Annotated in this window: 10 protein-coding genes; all 10 read left to right on the top strand. The window is 56.6% G+C overall.

The annotated features are described in order from the left end of the window. Window positions 1-104: 104 nt before the first annotated feature. The 10 genes from HMPREF3014_RS23740 to HMPREF3014_RS34465 all read left to right on the top strand — a co-directional run bounded on the left by HMPREF3014_RS23740 (window position 105) and on the right by HMPREF3014_RS34465 (window position 17,040). Window positions 105-1,895, top strand: coding sequence for an AAA family ATPase (locus HMPREF3014_RS23740; protein WP_052155237.1), 1,791 nt, complete (start codon window positions 105-107; stop codon window positions 1,893-1,895). Beyond that, window positions 1,892-3,217: a 5-methylcytosine restriction system specificity protein McrC gene (locus HMPREF3014_RS23735; protein WP_034067978.1), complete on the top strand. Its 1,326-nt coding sequence runs from the start codon at window positions 1,892-1,894 to the stop codon at window positions 3,215-3,217. The genes HMPREF3014_RS23740 and HMPREF3014_RS23735 overlap by 4 nt, the downstream gene beginning before the upstream one ends. A 359-nt stretch (window positions 3,218-3,576) precedes the next feature. Beyond that, window positions 3,577-5,094 (top strand): sigma-54 interaction domain-containing protein, encoded by a 1,518-nt coding sequence (locus tag HMPREF3014_RS23730; RefSeq protein ID WP_034067980.1) that lies wholly within the window; start codon window positions 3,577-3,579, stop codon window positions 5,092-5,094. A gap of 33 nt (window positions 5,095-5,127) precedes the next feature. Beyond that, entirely contained in the window at window positions 5,128-5,946 is an 819-nt protein-coding gene (locus HMPREF3014_RS23725) for a vWA domain-containing protein (protein ID WP_235556628.1), read from the top strand. Beyond that, the gene (locus HMPREF3014_RS33865) at window positions 5,943-6,647 is read left to right on the top strand and encodes a PP2C family serine/threonine-protein phosphatase (protein ID WP_071537753.1); all 705 of its coding nucleotides are present in this window, start codon (window positions 5,943-5,945) and stop codon (window positions 6,645-6,647) included. Before HMPREF3014_RS23725 ends, HMPREF3014_RS33865 begins: the two co-directional genes overlap by 4 nt. Then, window positions 6,644-8,071: a protein kinase domain-containing protein gene (locus HMPREF3014_RS23715; protein WP_034067985.1), complete on the top strand. Its 1,428-nt coding sequence runs from the start codon at window positions 6,644-6,646 to the stop codon at window positions 8,069-8,071. Before HMPREF3014_RS33865 ends, HMPREF3014_RS23715 begins: the two co-directional genes overlap by 4 nt. 7 nt (window positions 8,072-8,078) lie before the next feature. Beyond that, entirely contained in the window at window positions 8,079-11,393 is a 3,315-nt protein-coding gene (locus tag HMPREF3014_RS23710) for a DEAD/DEAH box helicase (RefSeq protein ID WP_034067986.1), read from the top strand. Further along, window positions 11,383-12,846, top strand: coding sequence for a hypothetical protein (locus HMPREF3014_RS23705; RefSeq protein ID WP_034067988.1), 1,464 nt, complete (start codon window positions 11,383-11,385; stop codon window positions 12,844-12,846). The genes HMPREF3014_RS23710 and HMPREF3014_RS23705 overlap by 11 nt, the downstream gene beginning before the upstream one ends. Next, on the top strand, window positions 12,731-15,220 hold the full coding sequence (locus tag HMPREF3014_RS23700; RefSeq protein WP_235556627.1) for an AAA family ATPase: 2,490 nt from the start codon (window positions 12,731-12,733) through the stop codon (window positions 15,218-15,220). The genes HMPREF3014_RS23705 and HMPREF3014_RS23700 overlap by 116 nt, the downstream gene beginning before the upstream one ends. Continuing rightward, window positions 15,217-17,040: a DUF2357 domain-containing protein gene (locus HMPREF3014_RS34465; protein ID WP_071537752.1), complete on the top strand. Its 1,824-nt coding sequence runs from the start codon at window positions 15,217-15,219 to the stop codon at window positions 17,038-17,040. Before HMPREF3014_RS23700 ends, HMPREF3014_RS34465 begins: the two co-directional genes overlap by 4 nt. Window positions 17,041-17,062 lie beyond the last annotated feature (22 nt).

Raw genomic sequence — 17,062 nt, 5'->3', positions numbered from 1 at the left:
AAGGGAAAGCCAAGGCCGATCTTGGCCCTTGGCCGAAGATGGAGCCTGATGGGCCGAAGGGGCACATCGGCGCTTTCGCCCTAGAACGTAAAAGAGGACTTGCTATGGCTCGCTATTCGGAACACGACACAAACAAGATCTACCGAGCAGCAGACTCATTTCGCGCCAACTGCCTCCTGCGTGACGGCTCGCTACTGTTCGCCGACGATTCTGTTTGGCGTCCCGACGTGCTGGAGCGCATCCACAAAGCCTTCGTTGCCACCCCCGACGAGGGCGACCGGACGTTCATCGACAAGTTCAAAGACCAAGTCGGAAAGGCCGGACAGGACGTATCACGTCTTGCGGCAGAGATCTTGAGCGTGTATTTCCTGTTTCCGTCCAGTGTCGGTGGCGTGCGCAAGCGGCAGGTCGTGAACGAGGTGCTCGGCTGGGGCGGCGACAGCCTGCCGGACTCACACCCTGTCTCCGCAGCATTCGCCAACGGGATCGGTAGCGGCGGTCAGGGCTACAACACCCGCCGCCCCTTCGAGATCGCCTTTCTGATCGAACTCGCCATCGCGTGGAAGAAGTTACCGCAGGATCGGCAGGTAGAGGTGGCGGCCGATCCGTGGCTCTTTCAAGAGGTTGTGGACAGCATTGAGGATGCGGAGTCGAAGCAGCTTCGGCACATGCTTCTTCATCTCTTGTTCCCCGAACACTTCGAACGCATAGCAAGTGGAAATCACAAGCGCAGAGTCATCAAGGCTTTCTCGGGACTGGTCACGGCCGACGCAGAGGATGATGACCGGGCGATCTTGGCCATCCGCCAGGAGCTCGAACAGCTGCTTCCCGGCCAGGAGCTGGACTTTTACTGGTCACCGCTGGTCGAGGCTTGGTACGACGATAGCGAGGGCGCATCTGAAGGCGCGCCGCTGGAGATCATCCAGCACAAGAAGCAGATCGTCCTCTATGGCCCACCGGGTACTGGCAAGACTTTCCGCGCAAAGAAGCTGGCTGAGCGGGTCATCCGATCTGCGGCACTGAGTCAGATGGGGCCGGCTCGCTACTTCCAGTCTCAATCTGTTGTCGAATCCGCGATCCGCGACAACGTGCATCGACTACAGCTGCACCCGGCCTACAGCTACGAGGACTTCATCCGCGCACTTCACATTTCGAATGGCGGTGGCACGGAATATCGAGCTGGCTACCTTCCGAAACTGATTGAGGACATCGAGCGACAGCCACGCGCGGAACGTCTGCCGCACATCCTGATCCTGGATGAAATGAACCGGACGGATCTGAGTCGGATGCTCGGCGAGTGCTTCTCCTTGCTTGAAGATCGCAATCAGACAATTGAGCTTCCGGCACGCAATGGCGACGGGGTATCAATGAAGCTGCGCATCCCGGACGATCTGTACGTGATCGGAACCATGAACCTGATCGACCAGTCCATCGAGCAGATCGACTTCGCGCTGCGCCGCCGTTTCCTGTGGCTACTTTGCCCGTTTGACGCAGAGGCTCTAGTGGGTGCCGCCGAATCCAAGTGGCAGGTTCTGAAATCGGGCCTGGAGTGGGATCGCATCGAACCGGACTTCCGCAAATTGGCTGCAGCGGCGGCGGCGTTGAACGGGCAGATCCACGACAGCCCGCTGCTTGGCTCGCAGTACGAGATCGGGCACACCTACCTGCTAGATGTGGTCGTGTTCCTGCGCAATTTCCTCGGTGCTCGACCTACACGCAAGCAGAACTACCTTTGGAACAAAAAGGGTGAAGCGCTGGAGCCTGTCGTGCAGGTGTGGAATCTATCCCTTCGCCCGTTGCTCGAGCAGTATCTCGCCGGACTGGACGCGACTGCGCGCAACACTGAGCTCGACCGGCTCTCCAAGGTTCTTCTCAAGCCGTCGGTGGCCGAGTGAAGCTAGTCGCGCGTGACTGCTCGCCGCTTGTCCCGCAACCGACAGCGGCAGAGGCGAACTGGCTCCGTAAGCTCGCAACAAATGTCCGAGCATCGGATCTTGTCGTTCCCATCTCTGGCGAGAGGGATGAGGACGAACCCATCGTCTACTGTGAATGGGACGGCACCTGGTGGGCTGGCAGGTACGTTGGCTCGATTTCCTTCGAGGGGCACAGCCTGACCATTGAGCCACGTTTTGGTCTGGCCACGCTTCGGAATTGGCTGTTTGAAGCAACCTCGGTCGTGCTGACCGACGCGCCCGGAAAACTCCGGGAGGACGAATCGTTCATTGCCCAACTTCTGGCGTCCGTTTGGGCCCATGGCTTCATCGAGGCGGCACGGCATGGGCTGCCTGCGCTTCGCCGTGAAGTGGCCACGAAAGGCGCGACTGTCAGGGGACGGCTTGATGTCCCGGCATCTCTGCGCTTGATCGCCACGGGTGGTGGACAGGTCGTGTCAATCCGTTCGGAGCGTTCGTTGGATCACGCGGCATCCGATGCCATCGTCGCCGCCTACGAGGTTCTGCGACGGTGGCTTGGGGTATCGGACGAAAAATGGCTGCCTACACGTGCCAAGGAGCTCCTTCCCAATCTGATGGCTGTCACCGGTGCGCGACCACGCGTGCCTACGAAGGCCGAACTGGACCGGATTCGCTACACACCGATCACGGCGGGCTTCGCCCCCATCGCGGAGCTTTCGCGGCAGATTGCAAACCGAAGGGGGCTCGCTGCCGATATTGATGCCAGCGGCGATACGAAAGGTGTGCTGCTCGACGTAGCCGAGCTGTGGGAGATGTACGTCCTCAGCATTCTGCGGAAGGCCGCCGCACCGCTGACGGTGACTCACGGCACCCGAGATAAGTCTGTCACCAAGAAACTGCTCCACAGCGATGTCTCAGGTCAAGGTTTGGGCACTTTGATACCCGACGCCATACTGTTCTCAGGCTCCACCATCAGAGGGGTCGTTGATGCCAAGTACAAGTCCCTCCATCCATCTGCCAGCTCACCAAATGGGCCGCAGCGCGACGACCTGTATCAGATGGCCGCCTATCTGGGACGCTTTCAGTCTCCTGCCGGAATGGTGACCTGGGGCCTTTTGGCGTATCCCTTCGACCCATCAAAACCTGGTACGCCCAATGCCGAGCAGAGCAGCCCATGGAGCCTTGATGACCGAAAGAAGATCGGCTTTGCCACGTTGCCCCACAATCCCGCCGACGCAGTGGCCAAGTTGCGTTCATTGCTCATGCAAGTAGCCACTACTGCTGCTTGGTCTGCAAGAGCTTGAAGTTCCGGCAACCACGGCTTGCACGATACCCGAACACATTTGGCCAAATCATCGAATCCACGCCCTCAAGGCCAATGCGTTACTATCTGGCTCGGCAAACGGACGCGGGTTCAGTTCCGCATTCCGCCTCCAAAGCCGCGAGCCCAAACTTGTTTCGGGCGTCTGCAGTGTGCGGCAGTATTGGGTAGGTCTCGCGGATTGTCCTTGCGAGCGCCACCTCCCACTTCCGTGCTCTTGGCCTGAAAGGCTCGCGCTGCTCAAGTGTTGCGCGTGCCGCCGACCTTCATTGAGAGTCTTTCCATTTGCATACAGCGCGGGATAGAATGAAATTTATGTAATCACATAATTTCTTATGCCTGATGCCCACACTTTTTGCCTGGCTTGGTAACTCAGACCTTCGCGCCTCGGAAGATGCGTCGGGCGCAGACTTTGGCCCCATTCTGATGGCGCTGGAGACGGGGGTTTATGACCGCCTGGTGCTCCTATCAGATCACGGGCAACAGAAAACGCAGAACTTCCTGGCGTGGCTGGGCGAGAAATTTGCAGGCGCTATAGATGTGCGTTACGCAACACTGCGAAGCCCCACCGATTTCGAAGACATCTACAAAGCAGCGAACGGGGCGGTGTCTGAGACGATCTCGTCTTCGCCGGGTCTGAAAGTTACCTTCCATGTGAGCCCGGGCACCCCAGCCATGGCTGCTGTGTGGGTCCTGCTGGCCAAAGCCAAGTACGGAGCCGACCTCATAGAGTCATCTCGTGAGCACGGCGTGCGTCCTGTCGTCGTTCCATTCGACCTGGCTGCTGAGTTTCTTCCTGCTGCAAGCAAGGAGGCCGATGAGGCGCTTGCGCACCTTGTGCAGGGATTGCCTCCGGCCGCGCCGGAGTTCGGCAGCATCATCTATCGCTGCGGCGCAATGAAGCGCGCAGTCGCGATGGCGCAGAGACTGGCTCAACGCGATCTGCCGGTGCTGATTCAAGGGGAGTCCGGGACAGGCAAAGAACTCTTTGCACGCGCGATCCACGCTTCCAGTCAGCGAAAAGACGCACCCTTTGTCGCGGTCAACTGTGGGGCCATCCCGCTCGAACTGATCGACTCCGAGCTTTTCGGTCATGAAAAGGGTGCGTTCACCGGTGCCCATGCAACCCGTGCTGGCTACTTTGAGGCAGCTGATGGCGGGACGCTTTTTTTGGACGAAATCGGTGAACTGCCGCTGCAGTCACAGGTTCGACTGCTGCGCGTACTCCAGGAGCATGAGGTGACGCGCCTAGGGGCCAGTAAGTCCCGAAAAATCGATGTGCGCATCGTTGCGGCTACCAACCGGGTTCTGCCGGAAGAAGTCCGGGCGGGGAGATTCAGAGAGGATGTGTTTCATCGAATCGCGGTTGGCATCTTGGCATTGCCTCCCCTGCGCGCTCGCGAGGGGGACCTCAATCTATTGATCGACGCTTTGCTGGCGCAGATCAACCGTGAAGCAACTTCACAGCCGGGCTTTAAGCATAAGCTTTTGTCTGTTGGCGCAAGAAATCTTCTTCTTCGTCACGCCTGGCCGGGCAATGTGAGGGAACTGCACAACGCGCTTTTGAGGGCATCCATCTGGGCACCAGGAGATGAAATAGCAGCCGAGGATATCGATGAGGTTCTCTCGCTCACATCCACCGGAACAGACGATGCCATTCTTGGGGCCTCGCTTGGCGAGGGGTTCTCGCTGCCTGATCTGATGGCAGATGTGGCTCGACACTACCTGGATAGAGCGATGGAGCAGAGTCGTGGCAACAAGACTGAGGCAGCGAAGCTGTTGGGTCTTGGCAGTTACCAAACCTTGACGAATTGGTTGCTCAAGTACCAGTCCAAAAAAGCTGGCACGGATGGTGCATAAGCATAAGAACATTTATGAACTGGAGACTGGGTCATGGGGTTTGCCAAATACCAAGAAGACATTGTGAGCCGATACGTCGGCGATCTCGCGATGCGTTCCATCAAGGCGCCGGTTTCATCACCCAAGGCTCCAAGCCCGAATACGAAAAATCAACCTGATCAAAGGACAAAGAAGATGAGCAGTCTCAAAAAATTCGCTGTCGCCACGCCCCGGCCTCTCCCCGTGATCGTCTTGGCCGACACAAGTGGCAGCATGGGGGAGAACGGCAAGATCGAAGCGCTAAATGCTGCGATGAAGGACATGGTCTCGACTTTTGCCAAGGAAAGTCGTTTGCGCGCCGAGATCCAGGTGGGCCTGATCACCTTTGGTGGCAAGGCGCAGATGCACTTGCCATTGGTTGCGGCGCATGGCGTCGCAGGGTTCTCGGAATTCAAGGCAGACGGTGTCACGCCGATGGGGGCAGCATTTGACCTCGCTCGTCAGTTGCTGGAGGACAAGGATCGCATCCCCTCCCGAGCCTATCGCCCCGTTTTGATTCTGTTGTCTGATGGACAACCGACCGACGACTGGGAGGCGCCTTTCAAGGCTCTTCGCGACTCCGAACGGGCACAAAAAGCGACCCGTCTAGCAATGGCGATTGGGCCGGATGCTGATGAAGCAATGCTGAAGGATTTTGCGAACGACGCAGAGGCTCCTATTTTCAAGGCCCACAACGCCCGGGACATCCACCGTTTCTTCCGTGCAGTGACCATGAGTGTGACAACTCGCACGGCAAGCCAAAATCCAGACATCTCAACCGCATTTGTTGTCCCGCCCCCGGATGATGACGCGCTGGACCTCGACTTCCAATGAGGTTTATTGCCTGCGGCGCGAGTGTCATCGGCCCCCGACACCTGGATCTGGGCGAGCCAAATCAGGACGCGATGGTTCTGACGGGTTGCCGTGGGGGCTGGATTGCGGCTGTAGCAGACGGTTTGGGATCGCGAGCACGTAGTGATCTAGGGGCACGTAGTGCCTGCCAAGTTACCCGGCGGATCTTGCGCGCCACATCGAACAGTTTCGATCTGCCGGCAACGCTGCCCTTGATTCATCAGCAATGGTTGGAAGCGGTTGAGCCGACAACTCCTCGAGACGCCGCGACCACGCTGCTGTTCGGCCACGTGACAGATCAAGGCGAGGTCCATGCAGCCCAATTGGGTGATGGTCTTCTGCTGGTGAAATGCGCTGGCGAGTTCCGTCGTGTCACGCCAGAGCGCACAGCCTATGGCAATCAGACTTGGGCACTTGAGTCCACGCACCTGCAGGACAAATGGAGCTGTACGAAAGGCCGATTCACCGAGCCGGGTGATGGTGTTGTCCTGATGACAGATGGCGTGGCCGATGACCTCGAACCTGCCCATCTTGCCGACTTCTTTGATGCGCTTTACCAAGACTTAAGCGCTCGGAATCGGCGCAGAGGCAGACGCTGGGTGCAGTCTGAACTGAATGACTGGGCCACACCTTTACACAGCGACGACAAAACACTCGTGGCCATTTTTAGGACTTCTGAATGAGCACAGCAACACCAGAGGCACCAAAGAAAAACAGGACGGTGCTAGACCAACACGGTCAGTCCTATGAACTGACAGGGCGGATCGGCGAAGGCGGTCAGGGGATCGTTTGCACGACCAACTACCCCAACGTACTCGTCAAAGTCGCACGCGCAACCACAGAAGAAAAGCGAAACAGTTGGACGAACAAGATCCGCGCACTTATGCGTCAGCCACTTGAGGGCCTTCCTATCGCTCATCCGCAAGCCCTCATTACGCAGCCGCAGCCCGGCTACGTCATGGAACTGATGGATGGACTGGTCCCAATGACTGAACTGATGCAGGTCGCGACGGACGCCTTGATGTCAGATGAAGGCCTCTCCGGCTACGTGAAGACAGGCGGTCTGTTGCGCCGGTTGAAGATGCTCGCGCGACTGGCGCGTGTGCTGGCGGAACTGCATGGCCGAGGACTTGCCTATGGCGATCTTTCTCCTGCAAATGTCTTCGTATCGCAATCACTAGAGTACGCCGAAGTCTGGTTGATCGATGCTGACAACGTTGCGAGCCAGTCGCGTGACGGTCAGCAAGGTGTGTTCACCCCCGATTACGGGGCTCCCGAGATTCTGAGGGGAGAGTCCGGCATCAACACCCTGACCGACAGTTGGAGTTTTGCGGTCATGGCGTATCGCATCCTCACGCTGGTTCACCCCCTCAAGGGAGACGTTGTGCTTGAAGGTGAACCCGAGCGTGAAGAGGCGGCCCTCCGAGGCGAACTCCCTTGGGTAGATCACCCAGTTGATCACAGCAACGCCTTGTCGATAGGACTTCCCCGCGAAATCACGCTCAATGCGCCACTGCGTGCGCTGTTTGAACGATGCTTCAATGCCGGGCTGAACAATCCGGGTGAGCGGCCAAGTCTGAATGAGTGGGCAGATGCATTCGAGGCTGCCACAGGCCATTGCGATCAATGCGAGTCTTGCGGCAGCACGTTTTTCTACACCTCGAAGCACATCTGTCCATTTTGCGATCACGCCCAGGACACGAATCGCACGATCCTCTTGCAGGAATATCGCTATATGCCTCCGGATCTGCTCCGGGAGGGCTTGCCGGAAGATGTTCCAGAGTCGTTGATTCGAAAAGAGTGCTGGACTCGCACAGGCAAGGCGATGGTTTTGAGTATGAGCCCTGCCGAGTTAAAGACTTTGCCCTTGGGAACGTCTCTGTACGCGGATGCCCGTCCGCTATGCACTGTCGAACTTGCTAAGGATGGCTTGTGGATAGAGCCATCAGCCGGGACGCAAGTTTCCTTGCAAAGAGCATCTGACGACAAAGTCGTCGCGGTTGTGCGTCGGCAGCGGCTCAAGTCAGACAGTCGTTCAGGAGTGTCTTTCTGGCTCCACCTAGGGGCAGTAGAAGAAGAGCATGTCGTTTGGCGTTTCAACTGGTGAGGGAACGATGAAACTCTGCGACTTTCCTCTTCTGTCGGGTGAACTTGCCCAGTTAACATGTGACGACCTGGGAGCCGATTGGCAAATCGGTGAGGCCGTGTCAGTACAGGCACACGGTAATGACTATCTTCTCCGACAGGGCAACTCCGTTTGCGTCGGCAAAGTAGAAGGACGCCAAGATCGAACTGCGCTTCAGGTCCAACGAGGCCTGACGTTGTGGGTGTTAAGACAACGGCATGGCGAGGTTCTCCACCTTCAATCACTGGATTTGGTCGAGCAGATCCAGCTGGATATGGCGATTTCTGTTGATGAGGCCATTGCGGAGCAATTGGCCAGCAGGGGTGAGATTTCTGCTCCAGACGTACCCACTGCAGTTGGTTGGTTGAATGAGCAATTCATCTCAGCTGAAAAAGCACAGACCGCAGAAATGGATCGTGTTTTTCTTGGCCGCTTCGACAACGCTTCCGATGAGAGTTTCGTTCTGTTTGGTGCAGGCTGGCGCGGCAACGTCAAACGAGATGCTGGCGTGCTGAAACTGATGAGCGTCACTCGTCTCAAGGGGGCTACAGCACGTGTAGCGATGGCCGTTGGCAAGATCTCTTTCCAAGATGCCAGTGTCGCCGTGCGTCTCCAGAGTACAGAGCAACGCGCACTTTTGGATGCCGCGCTGCGCGACAACGGCAGCTACCTACGTTTATGGCAAGAGTATGGTGCGCTCGAATGGGAGCAGGCTCGAGATTGTGCGAGGGAACTGGGTTCTCTTCGCTTCAAAAGTGCGGAGCTCGTCGAAGGTGAACTGTGGGCCTGGTTTCTAAAAGTTGATGCGGATCACCTAAGGGATTTCCGGAAACGATGGAAAGCTTTGGGGCTGGCGAACACGACGCAAGTGGAGCTTGGGGATCGGGAGCTTGATCTTGATTCCGAGGTTGATGACGTGCCGGGCAGAGCTGACCGAGCACGCCGTCGCCCGGTTCGTGGTGTATTGCGGTTCGAGCGGGATGGCGTGGTCTTGGTTCCGAGCCAGGACCGGCGCTCAGAACGCCCCCCAACCAAAGGGTTCATCTACTACTCACTATCGGGTGATGAAGCCGTACAGACCCGTCGTGCACGCGCAAGGCAATCTATCAATGAAGGACGGCGACTGCCGCAACTGAGCTACTTGCTGGAAGGGGTGGCTCCGCCAAGCGCCCGGCGACGTCAGCTCGACGGCTTATCCGCCTACGCCAAATCTTGCTTCAAGGGTGTTCCAACCAAGCGCCAGATTGAGGCACTGGAGAAGGCGATAAATACACCTGATATCGCACTCATCGTTGGCCCACCAGGAACGGGCAAGACCCAGGTCATTGCAGCTTTGCAGCGGCGCCTTGCCGAAACGCTGGGTGAAAACTCGCTGCAGCACCAAGTGCTGATTAGCAGTTACCAGCACGATGCAGTCGATAACGCCCTGAATCGTGCTGAAGTCTTTGGCTTGCCTGCCGTTCGAATTGGCGGCCGAGGGCGCCGTGACGAGGGTGGTGTCGACCCCGTTGGTATTTGGTGTGAACGCAAACGGAAAGAAATCTCTGCTCGACTCGACGCGATTCGGCTGAATGAGCCGCTGACTCAACCATTGGAAGAGCTAGATCGACGTATCACAGCATTGAGACTCGCGAGCATGTCGGCACAGGAACGCCAAACACAGTTCGAGCAAATTGATGTCCTTTTGCGTCAGCTGTTCGATCTAGATGTTCGTCTCCCGGCCCAAATTAAGGACCGATGGGATGAGTTTCTTGCCCAGCAGCAGAGAGTCGAAACCCAGCGTCAGGCAAATGAGCCTGCTGGGCTTGTGCGCTTGCTGAGGGCTCTGCGCACCAGTTCTATCGGGTTCGCCGATGACGGGCCGGACAGAGCTCACCAGCTTGAGCGCACGCTGCGGCGCAGCAACGTCAAACTTCAAGATTCGGAATGGGGCTTGCTCCAGCGACTTTCCACGGTTGCCGATGCAACAGAAGCAGATCTTGCTGAATTGGCTGCGTTTAAGCGGTCCATGCTGGATCGACTTAGCCCCGATTACAGGCCCCCGCAGCTTAAGCAGGCGTTGAGCGGCGAAGCACTTGGTCTCTTGGCCGACATCGAGCACGCAATCGACGCGCCTTTGCGTCAATCTCGCCGTGGCATCTCTGCGGTAGTGGCCTCGTACCACGCAGCACTTTCCCAAGCCCCCAATGAGGCAGCGAGAGCGGTCCGCGAGTACGCCAGCATTGTCGGTGCGACCTGCCAGCAGTCAGCTGGTAAGGCGATGAGCAGCTTGAAGGAGTTGAGCGACCTAGATGCATCAGAAGGAATTGAATTCGACACGGTTGTCATTGACGAAGCCGCAAGAGCAAATCCTCTCGATCTTTTCGTTCCTATGGCGATGGCGCGGCGTCGCATCATCCTGGTCGGCGACCATCGACAACTACCTCACCTTGTTCAGCGAGAGTTGGAAGACGAACTCATTTCCAGGCAAAGCCTGACCGAGGCCCAAGCGAAGGCGTATGAGCAGAGTCTTTTTGAGCGGCTGGTGAAGCAGCTTAGGGAGCAAGAGAAAGTCGACAACATCAAGCGCGTCGTGATGCTCGATACGCAGTACAGAATGCATCCGACACTGGGTGACTTCATCAGCAAACAGTTCTATGAATCTGAGGGGTTGGACGTCTTGCACTCGGGGCGACCTACGGAGGATTTCGCTCACACGATTCCTGGCTACCAAGGCAAATGTGCGGCTTGGTTGGATGTGCCTCTGCAGGACGGGAAAGAAAGATACCTAAAACCCGGTTATGAAAGACGGGCGGAGGCAATTTCTATTGCAAAAGAGGTTAAGCGGATTGCAGATTCTTGTGGGCCGTCGCTGAGCATTGGGGTCATCAGTTTCTACCGCGCCCAGTGTGACCTGATACTTGATGCACTGGCTGACGAGGGCTTGGCAGAGGAAGAGGATGGGGAAATCCGGATCGCACGCTCCTACCGGCAGACTGAATCAGGTGATGAGCGACTGCGCGTCGGCACGGTTGACGCGTTTCAAGGCAAAGAGTTTGACCTCGTCTTCCTGTCCGTAGTGCGAGCTAACGACGTGGTGATTCCCGATCAGAAGGAAGGGGAAGAGCGCGAACGATTGCTAAACAGCAAGTATGGACACTTGCGGTTGGCAAATCGCATGAACGTGGCGATGAGTCGCCAGAGGAAGCTCCTCGTCGCCGTCGGTGCCAAACACATGGCCGAAGGGCCCGAGTCCGAGGAAGGGGTCCCGGCTCTGGCTGCATTCCTCAAGCTTTGCAGAGAGGAGATGGCGCATGGCCGCTGACCGTTATCTTCGCTTCGATGTCCGTCGTCCCCCGGGTGGGCGGCCGCTTCTGTGGCCTGTCCGCGTTTGGAAGGTCCTTTATCCAACAAATCGTGTCCTCAAGTTGAACCTGTTCCAGCAGGCGATCCTTGGACTGGCAAGGGCCAGATGCCAGGGCAGTTCGGAAATGGCTGAGTTGCTGGGGTTGGACCGAGAACTGGTGGCATTCATCATTGCAACTCAACTGATCCCGAACGGCTGGATGACCACCTCGGGATCAGTCACCTCTCAAGGTGAGCGTGTCCTCGAAGAGGCTCAGGATGCCAGCGAGGAAGTCCGCATGGGGTACGCATATCAGGACGCGATTTCGGGGAACTGGCTGCCGCGATTCACTGAAGAACTTCCAGAGATCGAAGCGAAGCGAGTCGATGAACGTGGTTACCCAGTGTTCCTGCGAGACCTCGATTCCGGAAAGGAGGATCGCCCCTTCCGCCTCAATCACTTCCGAGAGGGCGCACTGGATACAGCGGCCCTCTTTGATGCGTTTCAGCGCTATCGGACGGATCACGACCACGCCAAACAGCGTGATGACGAGCTTTCGGCACGTGTCCGCATTGAGAGCCTGAGCTTCGTCGAAGATTCGACGCAGCCGATGTGGTTGTGGACATGGATCTTTCCAGACGAGGCTGGGCCACAACCCTGGTTGGTTGCCGATCCGTTCGGGTTGCAGCAGGCTGCGTCGTGGTTACGCAAACCCCTGCAGGAAGTCTTGCCGCGAAACGATGGACTTGCAAGATACATCGCTGACGCGGTGGGTGAGACAAGATCGAACGATTTATCGGCAGAGGAGTGGCTCCGATCCCTGGAGAACCAGATCGACTTGACACTACTGGCCGACTACAACTGGTCGCGGAAGGTGCCAATTGTTGAGGGATATCTCGCCAGCGTTCTGAGACGACGAGCCGTACTTGCCAGTCAGGAGAGATCCTGGCAGGAAGATGTGACCAGCCTTCTCATTGAGACTCACAACCTGGCCGAAAGCGTGCTGCAGTGGCTGTTGAAAGCATACCCATCGGACATTCGTAGATTGCCGCACTGGAAAGACCAGCGGGATTGGAAAGATGGTGAGGCCCAATACTACCTCCAGTTCTTTAACCTTCCTTGCCTCACTGATGACGTAATCAAGCGTTTATCTGAGCAGCGCCTGGATCAGGTGCGCACAGCTGTGAAGCGCGGTAGCAGTTCGCTCAAGGCATTGTTGTTTGCGGGGCTGTTAGGGACAGTGGACCAAGCATCACACCCCTTCCTCAAGTTATCCGCCGATGAGCTCCAACTGACTCGTCTGCTTGATATGGCCGATGCTCGCAACAAAAAAGCCGGGCACTCAGGTAGCGAAAGAATCGATAGAGAAGAAGCTATGGAACACGCTGACTTTGTCATCGAATGGGTTCAAATTTTTAAGGGCTGGTATTGAAATGGCAAAACACAATAAGGGGAACAAAGCCCCAGTCGCGCAAAACACGAATGCTGCACAAAGTGCGGTCGCATCGGCATGGCAGAAAGCAACTGCTGGAATTGGCTCCCTTGCATCGCTGGTGCAAGGCGATGCTTCCGCTGTGGCACTCCCCGACTTGGAGAAAGATCAGGTCAGCGAATTGGATAAGGTTGAGCCCGAGAAAAAAATCGAGCTCGAGAGGTTGCTCGCGGATATCTCTGATGTCGCAAAGAGAGTTCGTGATCTACATGAAGACGCGCAGAAGCGGACAGAGGATCTGGTTCGCAAGGAGGAGGCATTCTCCCGCCGAAGTGATGAGAACAAGAAGCGGACCGAAGAGATCCACAAACTCGACGAAGAGTTGAAGCAAAGACAAGTTGAGATAAAAAAGTCCGAATCAAGTTTGGCCGATAAGGAGCGTGAACTTGAGAAGCGAGAGTTGGATGCGCGTTCCGGTTTTGCCTCCCAAAACGTGGCCGCACTAAGTGATCTCAAAAAGGAAATCGTGGAGCTCGAGTCTAAGAAGACTGAGATTCAACTCGGCATCCTTCAAGCGGAGCAGAAAGCACGTGACGATGAGTCCGCGCGCGCATCCGAACTGATGGAGCGTGAAGCGGAGATTGCAAACAAGGAGAGAGCTCTACAGCAGCAACAGCGGCGACTAGATGCTGAGTGGAAAGAGCTTGAGCGTGAACGTGTACAGATCCGCGAAGATGCACTTCGCGAGGCCAGTCAGGAAATTGCCAGATTGACCGATGCTCGACTACGCGCAGAGGCACGCCTTGAAAAGGTTTACCGCGATTGGACATTGACTGAACAGAAACTAGAGCAATACCGGGAGTTCTCAGAGGCACTGGCGGGAAGGTCTGCCCGCGAGATACTTGACGAGTTGGCTGCCCAAAAACGTCGAGTCACTCAATTGGAAAACCAAATTGCAAACAGCCAGGATGATCAGTTGCAATTTGAGAACGAGGCGCTGCGAAAACTCCGTGATGAGCAAAAGGCTCAACTCGACGAGGTTCATTTGGATTTGGCTGATGCAAAAGCTCAGCTTCATCGCCTCCGCCTCGGCGTGAGTGACAAAGAGAACCTGGAAAGAGAAAAGCGCGCCCTGGAAAAGAACAATCAGATCTTGAGTGCAAGACTCAATGACTTGGGCAAAACGGTAGATGACCTAACTCAGTCACAGCAATCTGAGAAGCCGTTCCCTCAGATGGCCTGGATGGATTCTGCGTCCCCTGCCGATTGGATTAAGGATCGCAAGGCCAAGGAGTTGAGCCTGCCGGAGCAAGACGTTCCTGATCTGAAAAAATTCTCTGTTGAATTGCAGCACCGGATCGCTCAAGCGGAAGAAGGTGCAACACTGCATTTCCGCCTCGAAGATATTCAGTTGCTTATTGCTGGGTTGGCCATGAGCCAGCTTCACATCTTTCAGGGAATCAGCGGCACAGGCAAAACAAGCTTGGCGAAGGCATTTGCAAAGGCTGTCGGGGGGCATTGCACTGACATCGCCGTCCAGGCTGGCTGGCGAGACCGTGATGATCTACTGGGGCACTACAACGCTTTCGAAAAGCGCTTCTATGAGCGCGACTGCCTGCAAGGTCTCTACCGTGCGCAAACTGCCGCTTACAAGGACCGGTGCAACATCATCTTGCTGGACGAGATGAACCTGTCGCGCCCGGAGCAGTATTTTGCTGAATTCCTCTCGGCGCTCGAAAAGAATGACCCAAGAGATCGACTCATCAGTTTGTCGGAGAGCCAGTTGCCGAACGCACCAGCGCTGCTGGTCGAGGGGCGTAGGATTCGGGTTCCCCACAACGTCTGGTTTGTAGGCACTGCTAACCACGATGAAACAACGAACGAGTTCGCTGATAAAACCTACGACCGTGCTCATGTCATGACGCTTCCCCGCCACGAAGCGGGATTCAAGGTGGAGCCAAAGCCGAAGGCCAGCTTTAGCTATGGATCTTTGATGGAGCGTTTCGATGCTGCTGTGACACAAAACGCTGATGAGGTTTCAGAGTTGTTGGCGGAGTTGACCACGGGCCCGCTCACGAGCATCTTGCAGGATCGCTTTGACTTGGGTTGGGGCAATCGACTCGAACGTCAGGCCATGCGATTTGTCCCTGTTTACATGGCCGCCGGCGGTCGCAAAGAAGATGCTCTGGACCATTTGCTTGCCAGCAGAGTATTCAGGCGCGGAAAGGTCACTGGTAGATACGATGCGACCATCGATGATCTAGCCGCCATCGAACAAGCGCTGACCACAGTATGGAAGGGGTGGAAATCGGAGCCTCGCCGTTCCATTGCCTTGTTGGCTGAAGACCGTCGCCGCAAGGAACGTGGGGCATGATGTTTCTGGACCGCCTTACGGGTGGCAAACTCAGCCGCCTACCCGACGCACTTCTGCCGGGGCGGTATTGGTTGCTTGAGCCACTCGTGGTCAATGGACACAGCCGCTTGCAGCCCGGCGATCTGCTCTCGGATGACGGATCGGGCGTCCTCCGGATTCAAGACACTGAATCCCAGGTGCTCGCTATCGATCAGTCTGACGACGATCAGGCGGACTCCGATCTGTCTGCAGAGGCGATTATTTCCATTGCCGGAAAAATCGCTCACGCACATGATGCAAATGTCTCGCCCATGCTGCCCGCTGAGATGGCCGCCCAATGCGCGCTCGAAGAACTCGAGCGCGACTTGGCGGCGGTACTCAGAGATGGTCATCTGCATTCAATATCTGACCGCCCCCGCAGAGACCTTCGATATGACGACTTGGTTGCGCCAGTGGCGCGAGCTCGACGCCTCGCGACTTCGGCATTAAGTCACCTGGCATCACACTCTGATTGCTGGCAGCAGCGTACGCTCAGTGGTGTTCAACCGCGCAAGGTTCTTGCACGTTTCAGCGAGGACGACTATGCCATCTATGAGAACAGACTCTACAAGCGGCTACTAGATCGCCTTGATCGACACCTTGCTAGGAGATTGGCTCGCATACGGGGAGTCAATTCACGACTGGAGCGAGCTTTGGAGTTCCAGGACTCTGAGCAGACGCATTTTCGACTTCGCCAGGATATCTGTCGCCTTTGGGGGGAGTCATATCTTGATGACAAGACCGGGATGCAGTTGGAGGCAGGAAAGCGTGCACTCAGCGACTTGGAGTCCCAGTTGCGTGCAATCAGAGGGTTGAAGCAAAGGGGGCTTTATTCGCTGGTGCCTCCTGCATCTGTGGTTCCTGCCCAAGTTCACCGGACAAACATTCTCAACCACGACCCGCACTATCGTCATCTGCCCCCGCTTTGGGAGAAGTTGAAAGATGATCGAGAAGACCGGCTCTTACCCCCGGAAGAGCGCTTGGCGCGGCAACTGCAATTGCAACTGGCTTACGTCAGTTACGTTGGTCTTGTGATCAGGCGGGCGCTTGAACGGTATGGTCTGCGCAGGGTTGATGGAAATTTCGTCTTCAGTTGGGCGGGACGGCGTTTCGTACTACGGCGTGATGTACATGATTGGGTCGTAACTCAGTCTGAGGGATCTACCCTGAGGATCGTGCCGATTGCCTGGTTCGGCGCGTCAATAAATATCAGTGAGAGTCTGGAGCCTGATCGCATCGTGTGTTGGCCAGGCGTGCCAACCAGTGTCGCATCGCCGCAGAGTCTGCCTGTGTCTCCGCTGGATCTCTATGTCGTGGAGAAGGTCGGCAAATTGATTGATGAGTGGATGTTGCGGCAATTGCTCCAGTTTCATGGCCGAAAACTGGGGCCGTTGCCCACACCGGCCAAAAAGCTAACCGAGACTTGGCCCGAACAGTTTGAATCTATTTCGCCTACCCACGTCAGGCTCCTCGCGCCACTCGATGGTCAGAAAGCAGCCGAACTGAAGGCATCACTCAAAGGTGCGGCCAATTCGCAAGTTGAGGACGCCGTCGAGGTGGCCATCGAACAGGTCGCAGCACTTGCCCAACTTTGTGGACATCCGGCGAGATTCGAACGTGGGCAGCAGCAAGACTTCTACTGTCAATGCGGAACTTGCCAGACAACTTGGTCGCTCAAGACAACAGGGAAAAGGCAACACTTTTCTATGCGGCCGAAGGGCGCTTCTGCCATACCAGGGGAGGACGGCTTTCTTTGGGCTGGGAGGGATTGGCTTGAGTTAGACCTGGGTTCAGCGCCGTGAAGATGGCCAGATCACAGAATCC

The organism is Pseudomonas sp. HMSC065H01 (assembly GCF_001815235.1).
Lineage (GTDB): Bacteria > Pseudomonadota > Gammaproteobacteria > Pseudomonadales > Pseudomonadaceae > Pseudomonas > Pseudomonas aeruginosa.
Note: the sequence above shows the minus strand (reverse complement) of the source record. Positions and strands in the feature narration are given on the sequence as shown.